This window comes from Nonomuraea sp. NPDC049419, from assembly GCF_040676995.1.
Taxonomy (GTDB): domain Bacteria; phylum Actinomycetota; class Actinomycetes; order Streptosporangiales; family Streptosporangiaceae; genus Nonomuraea; species Nonomuraea salmonea.
Window position 1 is genome coordinate 67,181 of sequence record NZ_JBFAQB010000028.1, and the last position, 20,282, is coordinate 87,462.

19 protein-coding genes are annotated in these 20,282 nt (G+C 70.5%); 3 read left to right on the plus strand and 16 right to left on the minus strand.

The genetic code is table 11. The features are described 5' to 3' along the window. Positions 1-12: 12 nt before the first annotated feature. The 6 genes from yvcK to AB0K12_RS44355 all read right to left on the minus strand — a co-directional run bounded on the left by yvcK (position 13) and on the right by AB0K12_RS44355 (position 5,468). The gene (gene yvcK / locus AB0K12_RS44330; protein ID WP_364574621.1) at positions 13-984 is read right to left on the minus strand and encodes a uridine diphosphate-N-acetylglucosamine-binding protein YvcK; all 972 of its coding nucleotides are present in this window, start codon (positions 982-984) and stop codon (positions 13-15) included. 23 nt (positions 985-1,007) lie between these two features. Further along, complete coding sequence (rapZ, locus tag AB0K12_RS44335) at positions 1,008-1,874, minus strand: RNase adapter RapZ (RefSeq protein WP_364381106.1); 867 nt, start codon at positions 1,872-1,874, stop codon at positions 1,008-1,010. Positions 1,875-1,938: 64 nt separating this feature from the next. Then, the gene (gene uvrC / locus AB0K12_RS44340; protein WP_364574623.1) at positions 1,939-3,867 is read right to left on the minus strand and encodes an excinuclease ABC subunit UvrC; all 1,929 of its coding nucleotides are present in this window, start codon (positions 3,865-3,867) and stop codon (positions 1,939-1,941) included. Between the two features lie 74 nt (positions 3,868-3,941). Next, positions 3,942-4,421: a Rieske (2Fe-2S) protein gene (locus AB0K12_RS44345; RefSeq protein WP_345386159.1), complete on the minus strand. Its 480-nt coding sequence runs from the start codon at positions 4,419-4,421 to the stop codon at positions 3,942-3,944. A 46-nt stretch (positions 4,422-4,467) separates the two neighbouring features. After that, positions 4,468-4,926, minus strand: coding sequence for a Rieske (2Fe-2S) protein (locus AB0K12_RS44350; protein WP_364574626.1), 459 nt, complete (start codon positions 4,924-4,926; stop codon positions 4,468-4,470). A 131-nt stretch (positions 4,927-5,057) separates the two neighbouring features. Then, on the minus strand, positions 5,058-5,468 hold the full coding sequence (locus tag AB0K12_RS44355) for a Rieske (2Fe-2S) protein (protein ID WP_364574628.1): 411 nt from the start codon (positions 5,466-5,468) through the stop codon (positions 5,058-5,060). 188 nt (positions 5,469-5,656) lie between these two features. Between AB0K12_RS44355 and AB0K12_RS44360 the strand changes: the two genes are divergently transcribed. Beyond that, positions 5,657-6,520 carry a DUF2306 domain-containing protein gene (locus AB0K12_RS44360; protein ID WP_364574630.1) on the plus strand — a complete coding sequence of 288 codons (864 nt, stop codon included), beginning with the start codon at positions 5,657-5,659 and terminating at the stop codon, positions 6,518-6,520. A 186-nt stretch (positions 6,521-6,706) separates the two neighbouring features. Here AB0K12_RS44360 and uvrA read toward each other — a convergent pair whose 3' ends face one another. Continuing rightward, entirely contained in the window at positions 6,707-9,547 is a 2,841-nt protein-coding gene (uvrA, locus tag AB0K12_RS44365) for an excinuclease ABC subunit UvrA (protein WP_364574632.1), read from the minus strand. 216 nt (positions 9,548-9,763) lie between these two features. Between uvrA and AB0K12_RS44370 the strand changes: the two genes are divergently transcribed. Both AB0K12_RS44370 and AB0K12_RS44375 read left to right on the plus strand, forming a co-directional pair. Then, a complete protein-coding gene (locus AB0K12_RS44370) occupies positions 9,764-10,576 on the plus strand; it encodes a maleylpyruvate isomerase family mycothiol-dependent enzyme (protein ID WP_364574634.1) in 813 nt (270 codons plus the stop codon). Further along, a complete protein-coding gene (locus AB0K12_RS44375; protein ID WP_364574636.1) occupies positions 10,573-11,229 on the plus strand; it encodes an MBL fold metallo-hydrolase in 657 nt (218 codons plus the stop codon). The genes AB0K12_RS44370 and AB0K12_RS44375 overlap by 4 nt, the downstream gene beginning before the upstream one ends. Positions 11,230-11,240: 11 nt before the next feature. Here the strand turns inward: AB0K12_RS44375 and AB0K12_RS44380 are convergent, their stop codons facing one another. The 9 genes from AB0K12_RS44380 to steA all read right to left on the minus strand — a co-directional run bounded on the left by AB0K12_RS44380 (position 11,241) and on the right by steA (position 20,233). Next, the gene (locus AB0K12_RS44380; protein ID WP_345386173.1) at positions 11,241-11,513 is read right to left on the minus strand and encodes a hypothetical protein; all 273 of its coding nucleotides are present in this window, start codon (positions 11,511-11,513) and stop codon (positions 11,241-11,243) included. Positions 11,514-11,571: 58 nt separating this feature from the next. Continuing rightward, a complete protein-coding gene (gene pssA, locus AB0K12_RS44385; RefSeq protein WP_364574639.1) occupies positions 11,572-12,399 on the minus strand; it encodes a CDP-diacylglycerol--serine O-phosphatidyltransferase in 828 nt (275 codons plus the stop codon). Beyond that, entirely contained in the window at positions 12,386-12,997 is a 612-nt protein-coding gene (locus AB0K12_RS44390) for a phosphatidylserine decarboxylase (protein ID WP_364574681.1), read from the minus strand. Before AB0K12_RS44390 ends, pssA begins: the two co-directional genes overlap by 14 nt. A 138-nt stretch (positions 12,998-13,135) precedes the next feature. Further along, positions 13,136-14,119 carry a TerC family protein gene (locus AB0K12_RS44395; RefSeq protein ID WP_364574641.1) on the minus strand — a complete coding sequence of 328 codons (984 nt, stop codon included), beginning with the start codon at positions 14,117-14,119 and terminating at the stop codon, positions 13,136-13,138. Positions 14,120-14,446: 327 nt separating this feature from the next. Beyond that, complete coding sequence (locus tag AB0K12_RS44400; protein ID WP_364574643.1) at positions 14,447-15,505, minus strand: glycosyltransferase; 1,059 nt, start codon at positions 15,503-15,505, stop codon at positions 14,447-14,449. Between the two features lie 26 nt (positions 15,506-15,531). After that, positions 15,532-17,127: a lipid II flippase MurJ gene (locus AB0K12_RS44405; RefSeq protein ID WP_364574645.1), complete on the minus strand. Its 1,596-nt coding sequence runs from the start codon at positions 17,125-17,127 to the stop codon at positions 15,532-15,534. Positions 17,128-17,200: 73 nt separating this feature from the next. Further along, positions 17,201-18,061 carry a hypothetical protein gene (locus tag AB0K12_RS44410; protein WP_364574647.1) on the minus strand — a complete coding sequence of 287 codons (861 nt, stop codon included), beginning with the start codon at positions 18,059-18,061 and terminating at the stop codon, positions 17,201-17,203. Between the two features lies 1 nt (position 18,062). Then, complete coding sequence (locus AB0K12_RS44415; protein ID WP_364574649.1) at positions 18,063-19,040, minus strand: copper transporter; 978 nt, start codon at positions 19,038-19,040, stop codon at positions 18,063-18,065. Then, entirely contained in the window at positions 19,037-20,233 is a 1,197-nt protein-coding gene (gene steA, locus AB0K12_RS44420) for a putative cytokinetic ring protein SteA (protein WP_364574683.1), read from the minus strand. Before steA ends, AB0K12_RS44415 begins: the two co-directional genes overlap by 4 nt. Positions 20,234-20,282 lie beyond the last annotated feature (49 nt).

Sequence of the window (20,282 nt, forward strand, 5' to 3'; positions counted from 1 at the left end):
CGCCGACCAGGATCAACGCTTCTGGAGGAAAATCTCGTCCAGGACGGAGGCAAGACGTCGTGGGTCATGCCGGGGGGAGCCGTCGGAGGCGGCCACGTCGGCCATGACGAGCCTGGCGCCGAGCGCGCCCGCCGCCTTGTCGAGGGCGTCGGGATCGTCGACGACCCCGGTGTCGGCGAGCACCACGTCGATCGACAGGCCGGGAGCGTGCTGCCTGAGCACCTCCAGGTGCTGCTGGGGGGAGAAGTCGTCGGTCTCGCCCGGCTGGGGGGCGAGGTTGAGCGTGACCAGCCTCTTCGCGCGGGTGGCGTGCAGCGCCCTGGCCAGCGCCGGCACCTTGAGGTGCGGCAGCACGCTGGTGAACCACGACCCTGGCCCGAACACCACCCAGTCGGCCTCCAGCACCGCCGCGACCGCCTCCGGCCTGGCCGGCGGGTCCTCGGGCACCAGCGAGATCGCCTGCACGCGGCCGGGCGTCGAGGCGCAGGCCACCTGCCCGCGTACGGGCGAGATGACGCCGTCGAGCTCCACCTCGGCCACGATGTCGAGCGGCACCGAGGCCATCGGCAGCACCCGCCCGTGTGCGCCCAGCAGCCGCCCGACCCAGTCGAGCCCCGCCACCGGGTCACCGAGCAGCTCCCACAGCGCCACGATCAGCAGGTTGCCGACCGCGTGGCCGTGCAGCTCTCCCTCGCTGCGGAAGCGGTGCTGGACGACCTCGCTCCAGGTGCTGCCCCACTCGTCGTCGCCGCACAGCGCGGCCAGCGCCATGCGCAGGTCACCGGGCGGCAGCACGCCCAGCTCGCGGCGCAGCCGCCCGCTGGAGCCGCCGTCGTCGGCGACCGTCACCACGGCGGTCAACCGGTCGGTCACCATCCGTAAGGCCGACAGGGACGCGTAGAGCCCGTGGCCGCCGCCCAGCGCGACGACCGCCGGCCCGATGCCGGTCCTGCCGACGCCCAGGACGTCGGGTGCGCCCGTCATCGGTGACGGGACGCCTTCATCGGTCACTCCCGCCCCACATCCCGGTGGCTCACCTGGACCTCCATGCCGCGGTCACGCAGCCGGGCGGCGACCTGCTCGGCCATGGCCACGCTGCGGTGCTTGCCGCCGGTGCAGCCCACCGCGAGCGTCGCGTAGCTCTTGCCCTCGCGCGCGTAGCCGGCCGCGACCACCTGCAGGACCTCCTCGTAGGCGTCGAGGAACTCCTTGGCGCCCGGCTGGCCGAGCACATAGTCGCTGACCGCGGGGTCGAGCCCGTTCATCGGCCGCAGCTCGGGCACCCAGTGCGGGTTGGGCAGGAACCGGCAGTCGACCACGAGGTCGGCGTCGACCGGCAGGCCGTACTTGAAGCCGAACGACACGACGTTGAGCCGCAGCCCCGGCCGGTCTTCGCCGCCGAAGAAGTCGACGATCTTGCCGCGCAGGTCGTGCACGTTGTGGGTGGAGGTGTCGATCACCAGGTCGGCGTTGGCACGCACCTCGCGCAGGATGCCGCGCTCCCTGGTGATGCCGTCGACCAGCCGCCCCTCGCCCTGCAGCGGGTGGGGCCTGCGGACGTTCTCGAACCTGCGCACCAGCTCCTCGTCGCTGGCCTCGAGGAAGACCACCCGCACGCGGACGCCGCGCCCTTCGAGCTCCTCGATGGCGGCGTTGAGGTCGGTGGTGAAGGCCAGGCTGCGCACGTCGACGACGGCGGCCACCTTGTCGGCGGCCAGCTTGACCTTGCCGGCCTCCTCGGCCATGGCGAACAGCAGCCCGGGCGGCAGGTTGTCGATGACGAACCAGCCCAGATCCTCGAGCGCCTTGGCGGCGGTGCTGCGCCCCGCCCCGGACATGCCGGTGACGATGACGAACGCCGGCTCGGTGCTCATCGTCTCACCTCATCCGCGGGCGGGCAGGAACGAACGGTGTGCGCACCCTGGCATCCTGGCGAGATCAAGGTGACTCTCCCTTCAGCGTCGACACGATGACCTCGGCGATGGACGGGCCGATGCCGGGAACCTCGCAGATTTCGGCGGCAGTGGCCTCGCGTAGCTTTTTCACGGAGCCGAAGTGTCTGAGCAGCGCCTGCCTTCGCGCCGGCCCGAGGCCGGGCACGCCGTCGAGCGCGCTCTCCTTCACCGTCTTGGACCTCTTGGATCGATGGTAGGTGATGGCGAACCTGTGCGCTTCGTCCCGCACCCGTTGCAGCAGGTAGAGACCCTCACTTGAACGAGGCATGATCACCGGCTGGTCGTCGCCCGGCAGCCACACCTCCTCCAGCCGCTTGGCCAGGCCGCACACCGACACGTCGTCGATGCCGAGCTCGTCGAGCGCCCGCTGCGCGGCGGCCGCCTGGGGGCCCGCGCCGTCGACCACGACGAGGTTGGGCGGATAGGCGAACTTGCGCGGCTTGCCGGTCTCCGGGTCGATGGGGCCGCCGCCCGCGTCGTCGTCGGCCGCCAGCTCGCCGGTGGCCGAGCGCTCCTCCAGGTAGCGGCGGAAGCGGCGGGTGATCACCTCGTAGATCGAGGCGACGTCGCCCTCCTTGGTCTTGACCGCGAAGCGCCGGTATTCGCTCTTGCGGGCCAGGCCGTCCTCGAAGACCACCATGGACGCCACGACGTTCTCGCCCTGCAGGTGGGAGACGTCGTAGCACTCGATGCGCAGCGGCGCCTGGTCGAGGTCGAGCGCGTCGGCGATCTCCTGCAGCGCCTTGCTGCGCGTGGTCAGGTCGCTGGCGCGGCGGATCTTGTGCTGCGCCAGCGACTCCTTCGCGTTGCGCTCGACGGTCTCCATCAGCGACTTCTTGTCGCCGCGCTGCGGCACCCGCACCTCGACCCGGGCCCCGCGCTGCTCGGTCAGCAGCTCGGCCACCGCCTCGGTGTCGGGCGGCAGCGCGGGCACCAGCACCTCGCGGGGCATCGACTCGGCGTTGGCCTCGGCGTACATCTGCAGCAGGAACTGCTCCACCAGCTCGCCCGGCGAGGTCTCCTCGACCTTGTCGACCACCCAGCCGCGCTGGCCCCTGATGCGCCCGCCGCGCACGTAGAACACCTGCACGGCCGCTTCGAGCGGGTCTTCGGCCAGCGCGATCACGTCGGCATCGGTGCCCTCACCGAGCACGACGGCCTGCTTCTCCAGCGCCCGCTGCAACGCCTGGATGTCGTCACGCAGCCGGGCGGCGCGTTCGTACTCCTGCTCGGCGGCCGCCTCGCGCATCTCCTTCTCGAGACGCCTGATGAAGCGGCTGGTGTTGCCCGCCATGAAGTCGCAGAAGTCCTCGGCCAGGTCGCGGTGCTCCTCAGGGGTCACCCGGCCGACGCACGGCGCCGAGCACTTGTCGATGTAGCCCAGCAGGCACGGCCGCCCGATCTGCCCCGCCCGCTTGAACACCCCGGCGCTGCACGTGCGCACAGGGAAGACCCGCAGCAGCAGGTCGACGGTCTCACGGATGGCCCAGGCGTGGGAGTAGGGGCCGAAATAACGGGTGCCCTTGCGCTTGGCGCCGCGCATGACCTGCACGCGCGGGAAGTCGTCGCCCATGGTGACCGCGAGGTAGGGGTAGGACTTGTCGTCGCGGTATTTGACGTTGAAGCGGGGGTCGAACTCCTTGATCCAGGAGTATTCGAGCTGCAGCGCCTCCACCTCGGTGCCGACGACCGTCCAGTCGACGTCGGCGGCCGTGGTCAGCATCGACTGCGTGCGGGGATGCAGCGCGGAGAAGTCGGCGAAATAGGAGTTGAGCCGCTGGCGCAGGCTCTTGGCCTTGCCGACGTAGATCACCCGGCCGTGCGCGTCCCTGAACCTGTAGACCCCCGGGGACTCCGGGATCGAACCCGGCCTGGGCCGGAAACTCAAGGTGTTAGCCGCTGATCTCGCCACGCCTGTCAGCCTAGTAGCCCATACCGACAGAGTTGCCCGCCGCACTCTTCGCGCTCGTACGGCGGGCACCCCCGTCAGGCCAGCATGATGCTGTCGCCCTCCACCTTGATCTCCTGCGCCGGCAGGGGCTTCTGCGCCGGCCCGCCGGACACGGATCCGTCGGCGATGGCGAACATGCTGTTGTGGCACGGGCACACGATCGCGCCGTTCTCGACGCTGGTGACCGGGCAGCCCTTGTGCGTGCACAACGCGCTGAACGCCTTGAACTCGCCCTCGGTGGGCTGCGTCACCACGATCTTCTGCTCCTTGAAGACCGTGCCGCCGCCCACCGGGATGTCGGCGGTCTTGGCCAGCGCGCCGCCGGCCGGGGCCTCGGACGCCGTCGCGCTCGCCTCGGGGGCACCCGACTGCGGGGCGCTCGACTCGGCTGGGGATGGCGCGGTCTGCGCCGTGTCGGTACCGGAGTCGCCGCTGCACGCGCTGATCGCCAGCGCCAGGCCACCCACGCCGACACTCGCGAACACCGCTCTGCGGCTCTGAAGGTCATCTGCCATGCGCCTCACCCAAGCGCACCCAGGTTAGAAATTCATGAGATGAGTCTCAGGCGAGTCTGATCTTCTCGCCGTCCACCTCGATCTGCTTCTCCTCCAGCGGGCTGCCCGCCGGTCCGTCCGTCACCGAGCCGTCGGCGATGCTGAACTTGCTGCCGTGGCAGGGGCAGTTGATCGTCTGGTTCGAGACGGAGGCGACCGTACAGCCCTGGTGGGTGCAGACCGCGCTGAACGCCTTGAACTCGCCGGCCGTCGGCTGCGTCACGACGACCTGCTGGTTCTTGAAGACCTTGCCCCCGCCCTCGGGGATGTCGCTGGTGTCGGCCAGCGCCTTCGCCTTGGCCTTCGCCTCGCCCTTCTTGGGTGCGGACGACGCCTCCTCCTCAACCGGCGCCTCCACGTCCGCCTCGGTCTCCGGCGTGCCGTAGCTCGCGCAGGCCGTCAGCACGGCCGCCAGGCCGGCGGTGCCGGCCCCGAAGACAACCGTCCGCCGCGTCGTTTCCGTCATCGTGCGTCCTCCCAGATCGGCTTTCACTCCCAGGTACGGCCCGCGCCCTGGCAGGGGTTCAGCGTGCCGCACCCCAATCGAGCCGACTACGCACAATTACCGATTGGCAGAACGCCTCCGGCGGCCGCGGCTCAGCCGACGATCACGATGCCGTCGCCTTCCACCTTGACCGGGAAGGAGGGCAGCGACCCGGTGGCCGGCCCCTTCGTCGCCTTGCCGGTGTCCGCGGTGAACTCGCTGCCGTGGCACGCGCACCTGATGACGTTGTCCTTGGGCGTACCGACCTGACACCCCTTGTGCGTGCACAGCGAGCTGAACGCCTTGAAGACCCCCGGCTCGGGCTGCGTCACCACGACCTTCAGGTCCTCGATGAGCTTCCCCCCGCCCACCGGCACGTCCGCCGTCTTGGCCAGCACCTTCCCCTTGAGGCTCGGCTGAGCCTGCGCGCCCCCTGAGCCGCACGCGGTCAGCGCCGCCAGCCCACAGGCCGCCACCCCCGCCGCACCCAGCATCTCCCGCCGCCCCAACCCGTCTCCGGACATGGCTCCGCCCCGATCTGTCCCGTCACCTGATGTTTCCCGCGCGTACGCACGCGCGTCCCATAGCTGCCGGCCGCCGGTGTCGCCCCCGATTGCGGCCATCATCGTGGAAAACAGCTTATTGACGACCCCCCTCGGTCCGGTCAGCGGGTGGTACGCCCACGGTCAGCGCCACCCCCCACCCTCGGACCATGACCTTCCCCACCGGCCCGACCCACCCCGGCCCGACCCCCGCCGGCCCGCTCACCCCCTACCGAGCCACGTCCGGCCCAGACGCCTCCAGCCCTGACCCCTTCGACCCGACGCCGACGGACCCGCTCACCTCCGGCCGAGCCGCCTCCGGTCGGGACGCTCCTGCCCCGGGCGTGCGTCCTCGATGGTGGCGGAGGCCGTGGGTGGCGCCGTTGATGGTGGTGGCGGCGGCGTTCGTGGCGTTCTCGCTGCCGCCGTACCTGTCGCTGGACCCCGCGCAGTCACGAGTGCCGGCGCCTGACTTCTTCCCGCCGCACTTCGCGGTGCTCTCCCTGCACGTGGTGTTCGGCTCGATCGCGATGATCACGTGCTGCCTGCAGATCTGGCCGTGGTTCCGCGCCCGTTACCCCCGCGCACACCGCCGGATCGGCCGCGTGTACGTCTTCGCCGGCTGCCTCCCGAGCGGTCTCCTCGGACTGACCGTGGGCGTGGCGACACCATGGGGCCCGGTCACGATGGTCAGCAACGTCCTGCTGGCCCTGCTCTGGCTGGGCTGCACGCTGGCCGGCTGGCGGATGGCCAGGCAGCGCCGCTTCGTTGACCACCGCCGCTGGATGGTGCGCAGCTTCGCCCTGACCATGTCGATCGTCACCAACCGCATCTACGGCGTGCTGTTCGGAATCCTGCTCTTCCCCCAGCTCGACACGACCTTCAACGGCGACGAGACGCAGCTGATGCAGACGATCGCCGCCCTGAGCGCCTGGCTCGGCTGGGTGCTGCCCCTGCTGGTGGCCGAGTGGTGGCTGGAACGCACCGACGCCGCCAAGCGCCGCGCCCGGGCCCGCGCCCACCGCTCAACCTGACAACCGACCACCACACCCGATCCCACCGAACAACCCAACCACCACACCCGACTCCACCGAACAACCACCACACCCGAGCACCCGACCAGCCACCTCGACCCATCGGCCGCGGGACCCACCCCCCGGCCGACAGCACCCACGACCGGGCGATCCGCCCCCCGGGCGTCAGGGGGCGGATCGGGTGGCTCAGAGGGAGAGGATCTTGCGGAGGAAGCGGCCCGTGTGGCTCTCGTCCACCAGCGCGACCTCCTCCGGCGTCCCCGCCGCCACCAGCGTGCCGCCGCGCGACCCGCCCTCGGGACCCATGTCGATGATCCAGTCGGCGGTCTTGATGACGTCGAGGTTGTGCTCGATGACGATGACGGTGTTGCCGCCGTCGACCAGCCGCCCCAGCACGCCGAGCAGCCGCCTGATGTCCTCGAAGTGCAGCCCGGTGGTGGGCTCGTCGAGGACGTAGATCGTCCGCCCGGTCTGCCGCCGCTGCAGCTCGGAGGCCAGCTTGACGCGCTGCGCCTCACCGCCGGACAGGGTGGTGGCCGGCTGCCCGAGGCGTACGTAACCGAGCCCCACGTCGTTGAGCGTCTGCAGGTGCCGCTTGATGGCGGGGATCGCGTCGAAGAAGCCGAGCGCCTCTTCGATCGGCATGTCGAGCACCTCGGCGATCGTCTTGCCCTTGTAGTGGACCTCCAGCGTCTCCCTGTTGTAGCGGGCGCCGTGGCAGACCTCGCAGGGGACGTAGACGTCGGGCAGGAAGTTCATCTCGATCTTGATGGTGCCGTCGCCCGCGCACGCCTCGCAGCGCCCGCCCTTGACGTTGAAGCTGAAGCGCCCCGGCTGGTAGCCGCGCACCTTCGCCTCGGCCGTGGCCGCGAACAACTTGCGGACGTGGTCGAAGACGCCGGTGTAGGTGGCCGGGTTGGAGCGCGGGGTGCGCCCGATCGGCGACTGGTCGACGTGGACGACCTTGTCGACCTGGTCCATGCCGTTGATACGGGAGTGCCGCCCCGGCACCGTGCGGGCGCCGTTGAGCTCCTTGGCCAGCGCGTTGTAGAGGATGTCGTTGACCAGCGTCGACTTGCCCGACCCCGACACCCCGGTGACCGCGGTGAACACGCCGAGCGGGAACTCGATGTCGACGCCCTTGAGGTTGTGCTCGCGCGCACCCTTGACGGTGATCTGCCGCTTCTTGTCGCGCTTGCGGCGCTTGGCGGGCACGGCGATGCTCTTGCGCCCCGACAGGTACGCGCCGGTCATCGACTCCTCGCTGGCGAGGAGGTCCTGGACGGTGCCGGACACGACGACCTGGCCGCCGTGCTCGCCGGCGCCCGGCCCGATGTCGACCACCCAGTCGGCGGCGGCGATGGTGTCCTCGTCGTGCTCGACCACGATCAGCGTGTTGCCCATGTCGCGCAGTCTGATCAGGGTGTCGAGCAGCCGCATGTTGTCGCGCTGGTGCAGCCCGATGGACGGCTCGTCGAGCACGTAGAGCACGCCGACCAGCCCGGAGCCGATCTGCGTGGCGAGCCTGATGCGCTGCGCCTCGCCACCGGCGAGGGTGGCGGCGGCGCGGTCCATCGTGAGGTAGTCGAGGCCGACGTCGAGCAGGAAGCCCATGCGGGCGTTGATCTCCTTGACCACCCGCTCGGCGATCTGCATGTCGCGGTCGGACAGCTTGAGCGCGGCGAGGAACTTGGCGCACTCGCCGATCGACATCGACGAGACCTCGGCGATCGACTTCCCGGCGACCGTGACCGACAGGCTGACCGGCTTGAGCCTGGCCCCCTTACAGGCGGGACACGGGATCTCGCGCATGTAGCCCTCGAAGCGCTCGCGCGCCGCGTCGCTCTCGGCCTCGGCGTGCCTGCGCTGCACCCACGGGATGACGCCGTCGTAGGTGGTGTAGTAGGCGCGCTGGCGGCCGAAGCGGTTGCTGTAGCGCACGTGGATCTGCTCTTCGTGCCCGTAGAGCAGCGACTTCTGGGCCTTCTTCGGCAGCCGCTCCCACGGCGTGTCGAGGCCGAACCCCATGGCGTGGCCGAGCGCCTCGATCAGCCTGGTGAAGTATTCGCTGGTGTGGCCGCCCGACCAGGGGTGGATGGCGCCGTCGCCGAGCGCGCGCTCGGGGTCGGGCACGACGAGGTCGGGGTCGACCTCCATCTTGGTGCCGAGACCTGTGCACTCGGGGCAGGCGCCGAACGGCGAGTTGAAGGAGAACGAGCGCGGCTCCATCTCCTCGAACGACAGGTCGTCGTAGGGGCAGTAGAGGTGCTCGGAGTAGAAGCGCTCGCGGTTGGGGTCGTCTTCCGGCAGGTCGACGAACTCCAGCGTGATCGTGCCGCCGGACAGCTGCAGCGCCGTCTCGACGGAGTCGTTGAGCCGCCGCCGCGCCGACTCCTTGACCGACAGCCGGTCGACGATGACCTCGATGTCGTGCTTCTCGTACTTCTTCAGCGTCGGCGGCTCCTCCAGGCGCACGACGGTGCCGTCGACCCGCGCCCTGGCGAAGCCCTTGGTCTGCAGCTCGCGGAACAGCTCGGCGTATTCGCCCTTGCGCCCCCTGACGACCGGCGCGAGGACCTGGAATCTGGTGCCCTCTTCGAGGTCCATCACGCGGTCGACGATCTGCTGCGGCGACTGGCGGGCGATCGGGCGCGCGCACACCGGGCAGTGCGGCTTGCCGATGCGGGCCCACAGCAGCCGCAGGTAGTCGTAGACCTCGGTGATGGTGCCGACGGTGGAGCGGGGGTTCTTGCTGGTGGCCTTCTGGTCGATGGAGACCGCCGGCGACAGGCCCTCGATGAAGTCGACGTCGGGCTTGTCCATCTGGCCGAGGAACTGGCGGGCGTACGCCGACAGCGACTCGACGTAGCGCCGCTGGCCCTCAGCGAAGATCGTGTCGAAGGCCAGGCTCGACTTGCCCGAGCCGGATAGGCCGGTGAAGACGATCAGCGAGTCTCGCGGCAGATCCAGCGAGACGTCTTTGAGGTTGTGTTCTCGTGCACCACGCACGATCAGGCGGTCAGCCACGGCGATCCCGGAAGTCGAAAGGCGGATAGGTCCACGGGGGATGGTAGACGGCGGCTCCGACAATTTCGGCGGCCCGATCCACGGCCCCCGAAAATCCGTCTCTCCCAGGTTACGGCCATCTCCCGGCAGGGGAGGACCCCTTGGAATCTCAACCCGCTGACCTGCGGTTTTATGCCCTCCTCAGGTCGGCTGCCGCAGATGGTGAAATATCCGTACATGAGCGTCCTACCCGCGCTGCAGGCCGAGCTGGCCGTGGCCACCAACCGGCTGCTGGCCACGGCCGCCTCCCTCTCCGACGCCGACCTCGCCGCCCCCTCGCTCCTGCCGGACTGGACCAGGGGTCACGTGCTCGCCCACCTCGCCCAGAACGCCGACTCCCACCTCAACCTGCTGACCTGGGCGCGAACCGGCGTCCGCACCCCCCAGTACGCCTCGTTCGCCGCCAGGTCCGCCGCGATCGAGGCCGCCGCGACCCACCCCGTGGCCCGCCACCTCGCCGAGCTGGAGGACGGCGCCGCCCGCCTGGCCGCCGCCGTCCGCGACCTGCCCGCGCACGCCTGGCCGGCGCAGGTGGAGGGCATGCGCCCGCCGCCCCACCCCGCCTGGTACCTGCTCGTCCGCCGGCTGCGCGAGCTCGGCTTCCACCACGTCGACCTGGCCGCCGGTCACACCCCCGCCGACTGGCCCGCCCCCTTCGTACGCAGGGAGCTGCACGACTGCCTGGCCACCTGGCCCCGCGCCCACAGGGCGGTGGGCCGGATCGAGCTCGTCGAAGACGGCCGGATCACCGCCACGCACGAGCTCGGCGACGGTCCTGCCGTCCGCGGCGCGCCGCACGACATGCTGGCCTGGCTCACCGGCCGGTCGCGTGGCGAGGGGGTTAGTCTGGTGCCCGTGGGGCGGTCGTCCACTTCCGGACGCGGAGAAGTCGGTGGCGATGGAGGTGCGGGTCTTCCCGATCCGCCGCCGTGGCTGACGATGCCGGCCCCTGCTGATCTGCCCACGACACCCCCAGAGGACTACCCATGACCTATACCGGTGACGTCCAGGTCGGCGGTCCCGCCGACGTACGCGAGCTGCCCGCGCTGACGATCTCCAAGCTCGCCGTAGGCCCGTTCGACAACAACGCCTATCTGCTGCGCTGCACCGCGACCGGCGAGTCGGTGCTCATCGACGCCGCCGCCGAGTCCGACCGGCTGCTGGCCCTCATGGGCGACCGGCCCGTCGGCGCGGTCATCACCACCCACCAGCACGGCGACCACTGGCAGGCACTTGAGCAGGTGACGAAGGTGACCGGCGCCCAGGTGATCGCCCACCCGCTCGACGCGCCCGCGCTCCCCGTCCCGGCCGGCCGCACGGTCGAGCACGGCGACACGATCACGTTCGGCGAGGTCACGCTTGAGGTCATCCACCTGCGCGGCCACACGCCCGGCTCGATCGCCCTGCTGTACGACGCCGGCCCCGAGGGCCACCACCTGTTCACCGGCGACTCGCTGTTCCCCGGCGGCGTGGGCAACACCCAGAAGGACCCCGAGCGGTTCGACCAGCTCTTCACCGACGTCGTCGAGCGCATCTTCGACCGCCTGCCCGACGAGACCTGGGTCTACCCGGGCCACGGCAAGGACACGACGCTCGGCGCCGAGCGCCCGGCCCTCCCGGAGTGGAAGGCCAGGGGCTGGTAGCAGGGGGACGGTCAGCGGGTGGCGAGCACGTGGGCGATGCGCTCGGCCGCCAGGGCTGGATCGTCGGCGAGCCCGACGAGCTCGCCCCACGACCACCGGTAGAACCAGCCCTCCGACAGGGCGGCGCAGTCCACGGTCTCGGCCATCAGGGCCGCGTCGGGGTGGCTGATGCGCAACGCGGGCGGGTCCGACCGCAGCAGGGCGGTCAGCCCGCGTTGTTCCAGCTCCGTCGCCAGCTTGCCGAGGTAGTACGTACGCGTGTGCTCGCGCGGCGTGGCCGACATGGCTCCATCAAAGCCGAAATAAGACGAAAAATCCCGTCAGTTGCTCATCGAAGGCCGGTCAGCGGCCCAGACGAGCGGCTTCCTTACGCTGCTCGCGCTTGTAGAACAGCACCCGCAGCGGGATGGCCGCGACCAGCGCGATCTGCATGGTGGCCCCGATCTTGATCGGCATGTCGCCGCCCTCGGGCCAGGCCACCCAGACCGTCAGGAACGCCACGTTCACCATGATCCAGCCCAGCACGACGGCGGCGAGCTGCCCCTTCGGCTTGGGATATTCGATGCGGCTGACCATCAGCCACGCCACCCCGAGCACGGCCAGCAGCGACCAGATGTTCGGCTGGAACAGCAGCACGATGGAGATCACGGTCATGGCGCCCATCGGGATGGGCAGCCCCATGAAGTCGCCGCTCTTGGTCTTGACGCAGGCGAACCTGGCCAGGCGTACGACGCCGGCGACCAGCACGGCCGCCGCGGCGGCGAGCACGGCGGTGAAGGGCACGCTCTCCGGCACGCCGATGCCCCAGATGACGACCATGAACGCCGGCGCGAAGCCGAAGCTGATGACGTCGGCGAGGTTGTCCAGCTCGGCCCCCATCGCGGAGGCACGGAAGCGGCGCGCCACGAGCCCGTCGAACAGGTCGCAGGTCGCGCCGATGAGCAGCAGCACGATGGCGGTGGCGAAGTAGCTCGGCGCGGGCGTGAACCGGCCGCCGTCGACCTGCAGCTGCTGGATGGCGGAGTAGGCCAGCACGCACACCGCGAGGAACCCGCAGACGGCGTTGCCCAGCGACAGAGAATCGGCGGCGGACAGGCGGAACGCCTTGCCGACGGGACCGCGAGGTTCTTCCTCTTCCGTTCGCCAGCTACTGGCGTCAGCCGTGGTCAATTCTGGTCACCCCCGCAACCGTCTTGTCGCCCACGGACACCGCGGGAGAAATCCCTTCGGGAAGGTAGATGTCGACCCGGGATCCCAACCTGATCAGCCCGATCCGCTCACCCTGCTCGACCTTCGCGCCGGCGCTCAGGTACGGCACGATCCTGCGCGCCACGGCGCCCGCGATCTGCACCATCTCGATGTCGCCCAGCGTGGTCTCGAAATGCCACACCACACGCTCGTTCTGGTCGCTGTCCTTGTTGAACGCCGGCAGGAACCCACCTGCCACATGCTGCACGGAGGTGACATTTCCCGCAAGAGGGGCACGGTTGACGTGCACGTTCAGCGGGTTCATGAAGATCGCGACCCTGGTGCGGCCGTCGGGCCACGGGTCGATGCTCTGCACGACGCCGTCGGCGGGTGACAGGATGCGGCCCTCGCCGATCGTGCGGTCCGGGTCTCGGAAGAACCAGAGCATGCCCCCGGTGAGCGCGCTCAGCGGCACCGCCGCAAGCGCCCATCGCCGGTCTCGGCGCGTCAGCAGAGCGGTGGCGGCCGCCGCGGCGGCCGTCGGGAGGAGCCACGGGGAGACCCCGCGCGCGAGCCTCATGCGGCTCGGCTTAGCAGAATCGTCGGACACGTACAACCTTTGGTGGTGACTGGACTGGGCGCTTTGCCGTGATGTTACAGAACCAGCAACTATGACACGGCATAACTACACAAGCAAAGCGCCTCGAAGCCCATTTCGCTAGACCTGCTCCGGATGCGTCTCCTCGCTCTTGCGCGCGTCGATGCGAGCTTTGATCAGGCTGGCCACAGTGGTGATGACCATGGTGGTGCCGATGACCGAGAGCGACACCCAGATGGGAATTTCGGGCGCCCAGGAGACATGGCTGGAGTGCAACGCCTCCAATACGAGCTTAACCCCGATGAACCCCAGGATGAACGCCAAACCGTAGCTGATGTAGACGAGGCGCTGCAGCAGGCCGCCCAGCAGGAAGTAGAGCTGACGCAGGCCCATCAGGGCAAACGCGTTGGCGGTGAAGACGATGAAGGGGTCTTTGGTGAGCCCGAAGATGGCCGGAATCGAGTCGAGCGCGAACAGCAGGTCGGTGGTGCCGATCGCGACCATCACGATGAGCATGGGGGTGACCATGCGCCTGCCGTCGATCTTGACGGTGACCTTGGAGCCGACGTAGCCCTCGGTGGTGGGGAACGCCCTGCGCACCCACCGCAGCAGGACGTTCTCGTTGAACTCCTCTTCATCGCCCTTGAGGTGCTGGCGGACGATGTTGACCGCCGTGTAGATGAGGAAGGCGCCGAACACGTAGAACAGCCAGCTGAAGCGCTCGAGCGCGGCCGCGCCGAGCGCGATGAAGATGCCGCGCATCACCAGCGCGAGCAGGATGCCGACGAGCAGCACCTTGTGCTGGTAGGCCTTCGGCACCGCGAACCGGCTCATGATGATGAAGAAGATGAACAGGTTGTCGACGCTCAAGCTGTATTCGGTGATGTAACCGGCGAAGAACTCACCGGCTCTGTCCGGGCCGGAGGTGAACCACAGCAGCACCCCGAACAACACGGCGAGGAAAACGTAGAAAGAGACCCAGTAGCCCGCCTGGCGCATGGAGAACTCACGAGCTTCTCCACGGTCGACGATCCACAGGTCGATGGCGATGACCAACAGCAGACCGCCGATCACGGCGATCCAGGCCCACAAAGGTTCAGTCACTCAGACCCTCCGGCATGCACGCTTCATTGCCGGAGGTCTCTCCCGCCCGCGCTCACCTGCGGACCGGCAGCCCCGGGGGCCCCGTGGAGTGGGGCTGCACCGTGATGACGAGGCTGTCGCGAAGGGATACTCCCCTCCCTAACCCACGCAGTATACGAGAACCCCTCGACCGCACCTAATCATCCTCCCCCTCAACCAAGCCCCCTCACCCTCCGTAGACCGCGGCCTCCCCTCACGGCCGCGACCTCACGATCGGTGAACGACAGCCCTCTGCGAGCCCGCGGATTCACGCCCGGCAGACCGCAACTCCCCCTTGGGCCCGCCGCCTCACGCCCGGTAGACCGCGAGCACGTTCTCCACCGCGTCGTCGCCGTCCGGCATCTCGTCGCCGCGCCGCCGCGCCGCCTCGGCGAGCGCCCGCGCGTCCTCGGGTGCGGCGAGCAGCCGCCGCACGGCCGCGCGGAAGCCGGCCACGTCGCCGTACGGCACCAGGATCCCCGCGTCCCCCAGGATCTCCGGGATGCCGCCGACCTCGGAGGCGACGGCCGGGGTGCCGGTCATCAGCGCCTCCCTGAGGGTGAGCGGCTGCCCCTCCCACCGGCTCGGCATCACCAGCGCCGTGGCGGCACGCATCAGGTCGGCCACGTCGTCCCGGTTGCCCAGCAGCCGTACGGGCAGGTTTTCCGCGTCGATCCGCCGCTGCAACTCCCCGCGCAACGGCCCCTCACCCGCCACCACGAACAGCGGGGCACCCTCCCACGGCCCGGCCGCCACATCGAGCAGGGTCTCCAGCCCCTTCTGCTGAGCCAGCCGAGCGACGGTGAGCAGGATCGGACGCTCGCCGGCGCCGAGTTCGTCCCTGATCTCCTGAGGTGTCCGCATGGCCGGCGCCGGCACAGGCGCGGCCACCAGCGCGGGCCGCACGTCCCTGGCGCCCAGCGCGGTCATCCGCTCACCGAGGTCGGGCGAGACCACCAGCACGTGCCCGCCCCGCCGCGCCACGATCCGCTCCAGCACGCCATAGACCATCCCCACGAACCCACCGGCGGTCAGCGCGTTATGCAACGTCACAACGGGCCTGCGCGCAGGGTCTCCCAAAGCCGCCAGAGCCCCGGCCCGCAGACCATGGGCGTGCACGACGTCGGCGCCCTTGGTCAGCCGCCGGACGGCGAGCACCGCACGCAGATCGTTCAGGGGATGGGGCCGGTCGGAAACGGCCACCTCCACGAACCGCGCCCCCGCCGCCTCGAACGAGAACCGCTCCTCAACGCTGCGCGGCCCGGCCACCAGCACCTGGTGCCCCCGCCGCACGAGCCCCTCCACCAGCATCAGAACGTGCCGCCCGGTGCCACCGGACGTGGTCCCCAGCACAAAAGCCACCCGCACGCCAGCCTCCCTCACTCCGCCCGACCTCACCCGGCTCCACCGCGGCGCAGCAGACCGGCCACCGAAGCGGCGTCAGGCCGGTCCACCAGGGCCACGACCGCACCCCCGACCGCCAGCGCCACCACCGCGCCCAGCACGGCGGCCCCCACGTTCGCCCAAAGGGACACGGCCCCCAGCAGACCGACGACCCCGGCCCCCGCGAGGAACCCGGCCACCCCTCCGGCCGCCGCGGCCCCCAGCGCGCGGGGCAGGCCGGCCGCCGCCGCGCCGCCCCGCGTCCGTACGACGGACGCCAGCAGCAAGCCGCCGCCCACGCTCATGCCGATGCTCATGCCGAGCGCCATCGCCCCGATGCCCCACTCGGGAGGCACCACGAGCACGAGCACGGTCTGGGCCACCATGACGACGAGCCATCCGGCGACGGTGCCGGTGGCGACCGCGCGGCCCTGGCCGGCCGCGTAGAGGACGCGGCTGAGGTGGGCGATGAGCCCGTAGCCGACGAGGCCGGGCGCGAACAGCGCGATGGCCGCCGCCAGCTCACCGGCGGGCACGTCGCTCTTGTCGGCGAGGAACACCACGGCACCGGGCCCCGACGCCGCCGCGAGCACCCCGGCCGCCAGCCCTGACACCAGCACGACGGCCCTGGTGGTGCGCGCCGCGAGCGCCGCGAAGGCCACAGGCTCGCCGGCCTGCGCCGACAGCCGGGGGAACGCGCTGGTGGCGATGGGCACGGCCAGCACGGCGTACGGCACCAGGTAGATCGCCCACGCGTAGTTGTACGCCGCGATGGCCCCGCCGCCGACGACCTTGTTGGCCAGCAGCAGCACCACGATCATGGCCGCCTGCTGCGCCAGCAGCGCCGCGATGCCCGCGAGCGCCAGCGTGCGCACCCGCCCGGCCACCCCGTCGGGGAACCGTAAGGTGGGCCGCCACCGCAGCCCCAGCCGCCCGACGGGCCCGACCACGGTCAGCACCAGCGACAGCACGCCGAGACTCGTGCCCACCGACAGCGCCAGCTCGCCCTCCATGGGCAGCCCGTCGAGGTCGCGGTGCCCGCCGCTGAGCGGCACGAACAGCAGGTACGCCACGATGACCACGATGCTCGACACCAAAGGCGCGACGGCGGGCCCCGCGAAACGGTCGTTGGCCTGGAGCAGGCCGTAGAGCACCACGGCCACGCCGTAGAGCGGGATCTGGGGCGCGAAGACGACCAGCATGCGGGTGGCGATCTCCCCCATCGCGGACAGATCGGCGCACCCCTCGATGTCACCGCCGAGGAACAGCCCGATGACGGGCCCGGCGAGCACCGCCGTGAGCACCCCGACGGGGACGAGCACCACGACCACCCAGGTCAGCAGTGCCGACCCGATGAGGCCGGCCCGCTCGCGCGACACCCCGGCCAGCACGGGCACCACCATGCCCGCCAGAGCGCCGCCGACGACCACCTCGAAGACGATGTTGGGGATCTGGTTGGCCGTCATGTAGGCCGTGGCCAGGCAGTTGGTGCCGACGGTCTGGGCGAAGGCGTATTGCTTGGCGAACCCGGCGACCCGCGCCAGCACGGTGATCGCCCCGATGAGCATCGCGCCGCCCGCGACGCCCCTCGCCGTCACCGCACCCACCCGGCCTCCCCCGAACGCGCAGCCGACCAACCGTACGCGAACATCCTGGCAGGCCGTACCGACAACAGGGGCGTCAGATGGGGTCGACGGGGCGGCGGCCCAGCATGTCGATGCGGTTGAGCACCGGGTTGCCGGCGATGACCTTGGTGAAGCTGACCTTCTCGGCGGCGGCCGTCAGCGCCACGACGGTGCCGAGCAGCGCGTAGCGGCCGCGCCTGCCGAGCTTGGTGACGGCGGCGAGGCCGAGCAGCGCGCCCAGGGCGTTGGCGCCCGCGTCGCCGAGCATGGCGCGCTCGCCGAGGTCGTCGGGCAGCAGCGCGGCGGCGGCACCCAGCGGCACGGCGGCCAGCGCGCCCGCGGCGGGCTGGCCGCGGAAGAGCGCGGCGGCCAGCAGCGGCCCGCCGGTCAGCAGGCCGACCTTGATGGCGCGGCCGGGACGCAGGTCGAAGAGGTTGGCGAGGTTGGCGGAGCCGGCGATGGCGGCGCCGTTGACCAGGGTGTCGGCGGGGCCCTGGGAGACGAGGGCGGCTGCGCCGAGCCCGGTGGCGCCGATGCCGAGGATCTTGACGGCCCCGCTGGTGACCTCGCCGCGGGCCAGCGCGCTCAGGTGACCCTTGAAGCCCTTGGACGACGTGGTGCCGTAGAGGTCGTCGTACGCGCCGAGCGCGCCGCTGCCGGCGCCCGCGAGCAGGGCGGCGGCGCGCACCCGCGGGGTGAGGCCGGGCGTGAGCGCGGCGGCGGCGCCGGCGCCGGCCACGAACGCGGGGCCTTCGAGCAGCGTGATGGGCTCGCCGCGGTGGTTCTTCCTGGTCCAGCGACCGCTCAGGTCGGCGGGCTTGTTGCGGGTGAAGGCGGAGTAGGCGGCGCGGGCGGCCACGGCGCCGATGGTGGCGCCGGCCAGCGCGTAGAGCAGGCCACGGGCCCGGCTGGGCATGTCAGCTCCCTGACTCGGTGGTGGGGGATGGGGTGGGGGCCGCCTCGGCGGGGATGGGGCCGGATGCGCCCTTGCCGTTGCCGTATTGGCCGGCCCGCCCGGACAGCTGCTCCTGCAGAGAGTAGACGATCGCGACCGGCCCGAGCGGCATGTCGGCCGTATCGACGCCGGTGACCCGCTTGGAGACGTCGCCCTCGTCGCGCAGGGCGGTGATGACGTCTCCTGGTGTGACCGTGGTGGCGGCGATGCCGGCCAGCACCGTGCCCTTGCTCGCCGCGTCGAAGCCGTCGGCCACGGAGACGAGCGCGCCCGCCTGGGTCTCGGCGCTCTCCCCTTCGTACGGCCGCTCGGGCGCGAACATGACGGCGAGCGTGGCCCGCTTGGCCGGGTCGCCGTCGACGGTGAGCAGCCCGCCCGCCTCGAACGCGCCGACGACGTCGGCGGTGGTGGTGTTGGGCGTGCCGGCCTGGGCGGGGTCGTTGGTGACGAGGGAGGCGCCGAGCAGCGCGGAGGCCCTGCCCCAGCTCGTGGCGGTCGCGGGGAAGACCATGTTGACCGGCTTGAGCTGGTTGACCAGGCCGTCGAGCACGCCGGTGCCCTTGGGGTCGAGGAACTTCTCGGTGAACGTCACGCGCCCGGTGATCTCCGCGCCCGCCTGGTCGAGGACCTGCTGGGCGGCCTCGCGCCAGGCGGTGTTGGAGCCCGGCGTCTCGATCAGCAGCACGCGCTGACCGGCCAGGTCGCCGGCGACGAGCTCGGGCGTCACGGCGCTGATGAAGGCGTCGTTGCCGGCCTCGCGGCCCTGCAGCGTGTCGATCTGGGCGCGCAGCTCCTCCTTCGTCTTGGTGAGCTGCGCGGTGAGCTCCTGGGCGGACTTCACCGCCGGTTCCTGCAGCAGCGTGGTGCCGAGCACGATGCCGACCGCGAGCGCCAGGAAGATGGCGACGATGGAGACGAGGTGGTAGCGAAAATCGATCACGAGAAGAGTCCGACCAGCCAGAAGATGAACGCGTTCCAGACGTCCTGAAGACCGTTCAGCCAGGTCTGGCCGAGCGGCGACAGGAAGAGCGCGACCCCCATGGTGATCAGCGCGGTGATCACCAGCAGGAGCAGTTGCGAGGTGGTGATGCGACTGCGGTAGAGCCTGCTGACGCCCTTGGCGTCGATGAGCTTGCTGCCGATGATGAGACGGGTGAGGAAGGTGCTGGCCATGCCGGAGCGGCCCTTGTCGAGGAACTCCTCCAGCGTGCCGTGGGTGCCGACGGCGACGATCAGCTCGGCGCCCTTGTCGTCGGCCAGCAGCATGGCGATGTCTTCGCTGGTGCCGGTGGCGGGGAAGATCACCGCCTCCCTGCCGAGCTGGTGCACGCGCTCGAGCCCGGGTGCCCTGCCGTCGCGGTAGGCATGGACGACCAGCTCGGCGCCGCAGGTCAAGGCCTTGGTGGAGACGGAGTCGAAGTCGCCCACGATGACGTCGGGGAGGTAGCCGGCCTCCAGCAGCGCGTCGGCGCCGCCGTCGACGCCGACGAGGACGGGACGGTATTCGCGGATGTAGGGGCGGAGGGTCGCGATGTCCTCTTTGTAGTGGTAGCCGCGCACCACGATGAGGACGTGCCGGCCCTCCATGGACGTGCGGATCTCGGGCACGCCGACCCCGTCGATGAGAAGCTTGCCCTCACCGCGCACGTATTCCATGGTGTTGACGGCAAAAGCCTCGATCTGCACCGACAGCCCGGCGCGGGCCTCGGCCATGGCGGCCTCGACCGTCTCGGGGGTCTGCTCCTCGCCCTTGCCCACCACGTCGTCGTCGAGGTAGACGACGCCGTCGCAGACGCGTACGAGATCGCCGTCCTTGACCCGCTCGAACAGCTCCTGGTTGGCGTTGTCGATGAACGGGACACCGGCTTCGAGCAGGATCTGCGGCCCCAGGTTGGGGTAGCGGCCGCTGATGCCGCTCGCGACGTTGACCACGGCCGAAGCACCGCACGCGACAAGCGCCTCCGCGCTGACCCGGTCAACGTCGACGTGGTCGATAATCGCGATTTCCCCGGGCTGGAGGCGTTTTGTCAGCCTCTTGGTGCGCCGGTCGATCCTCGCCACTGCCGTTATACCGGGAAGGTCCCCGACCTTCCTGCCACGGAGGCCCGGCCTCTTGCTTCCCGGAACCTTCATCAAGACCATCCTGCCAGAGTGAAACAGCGCGGGGGCCACGCATGACGCG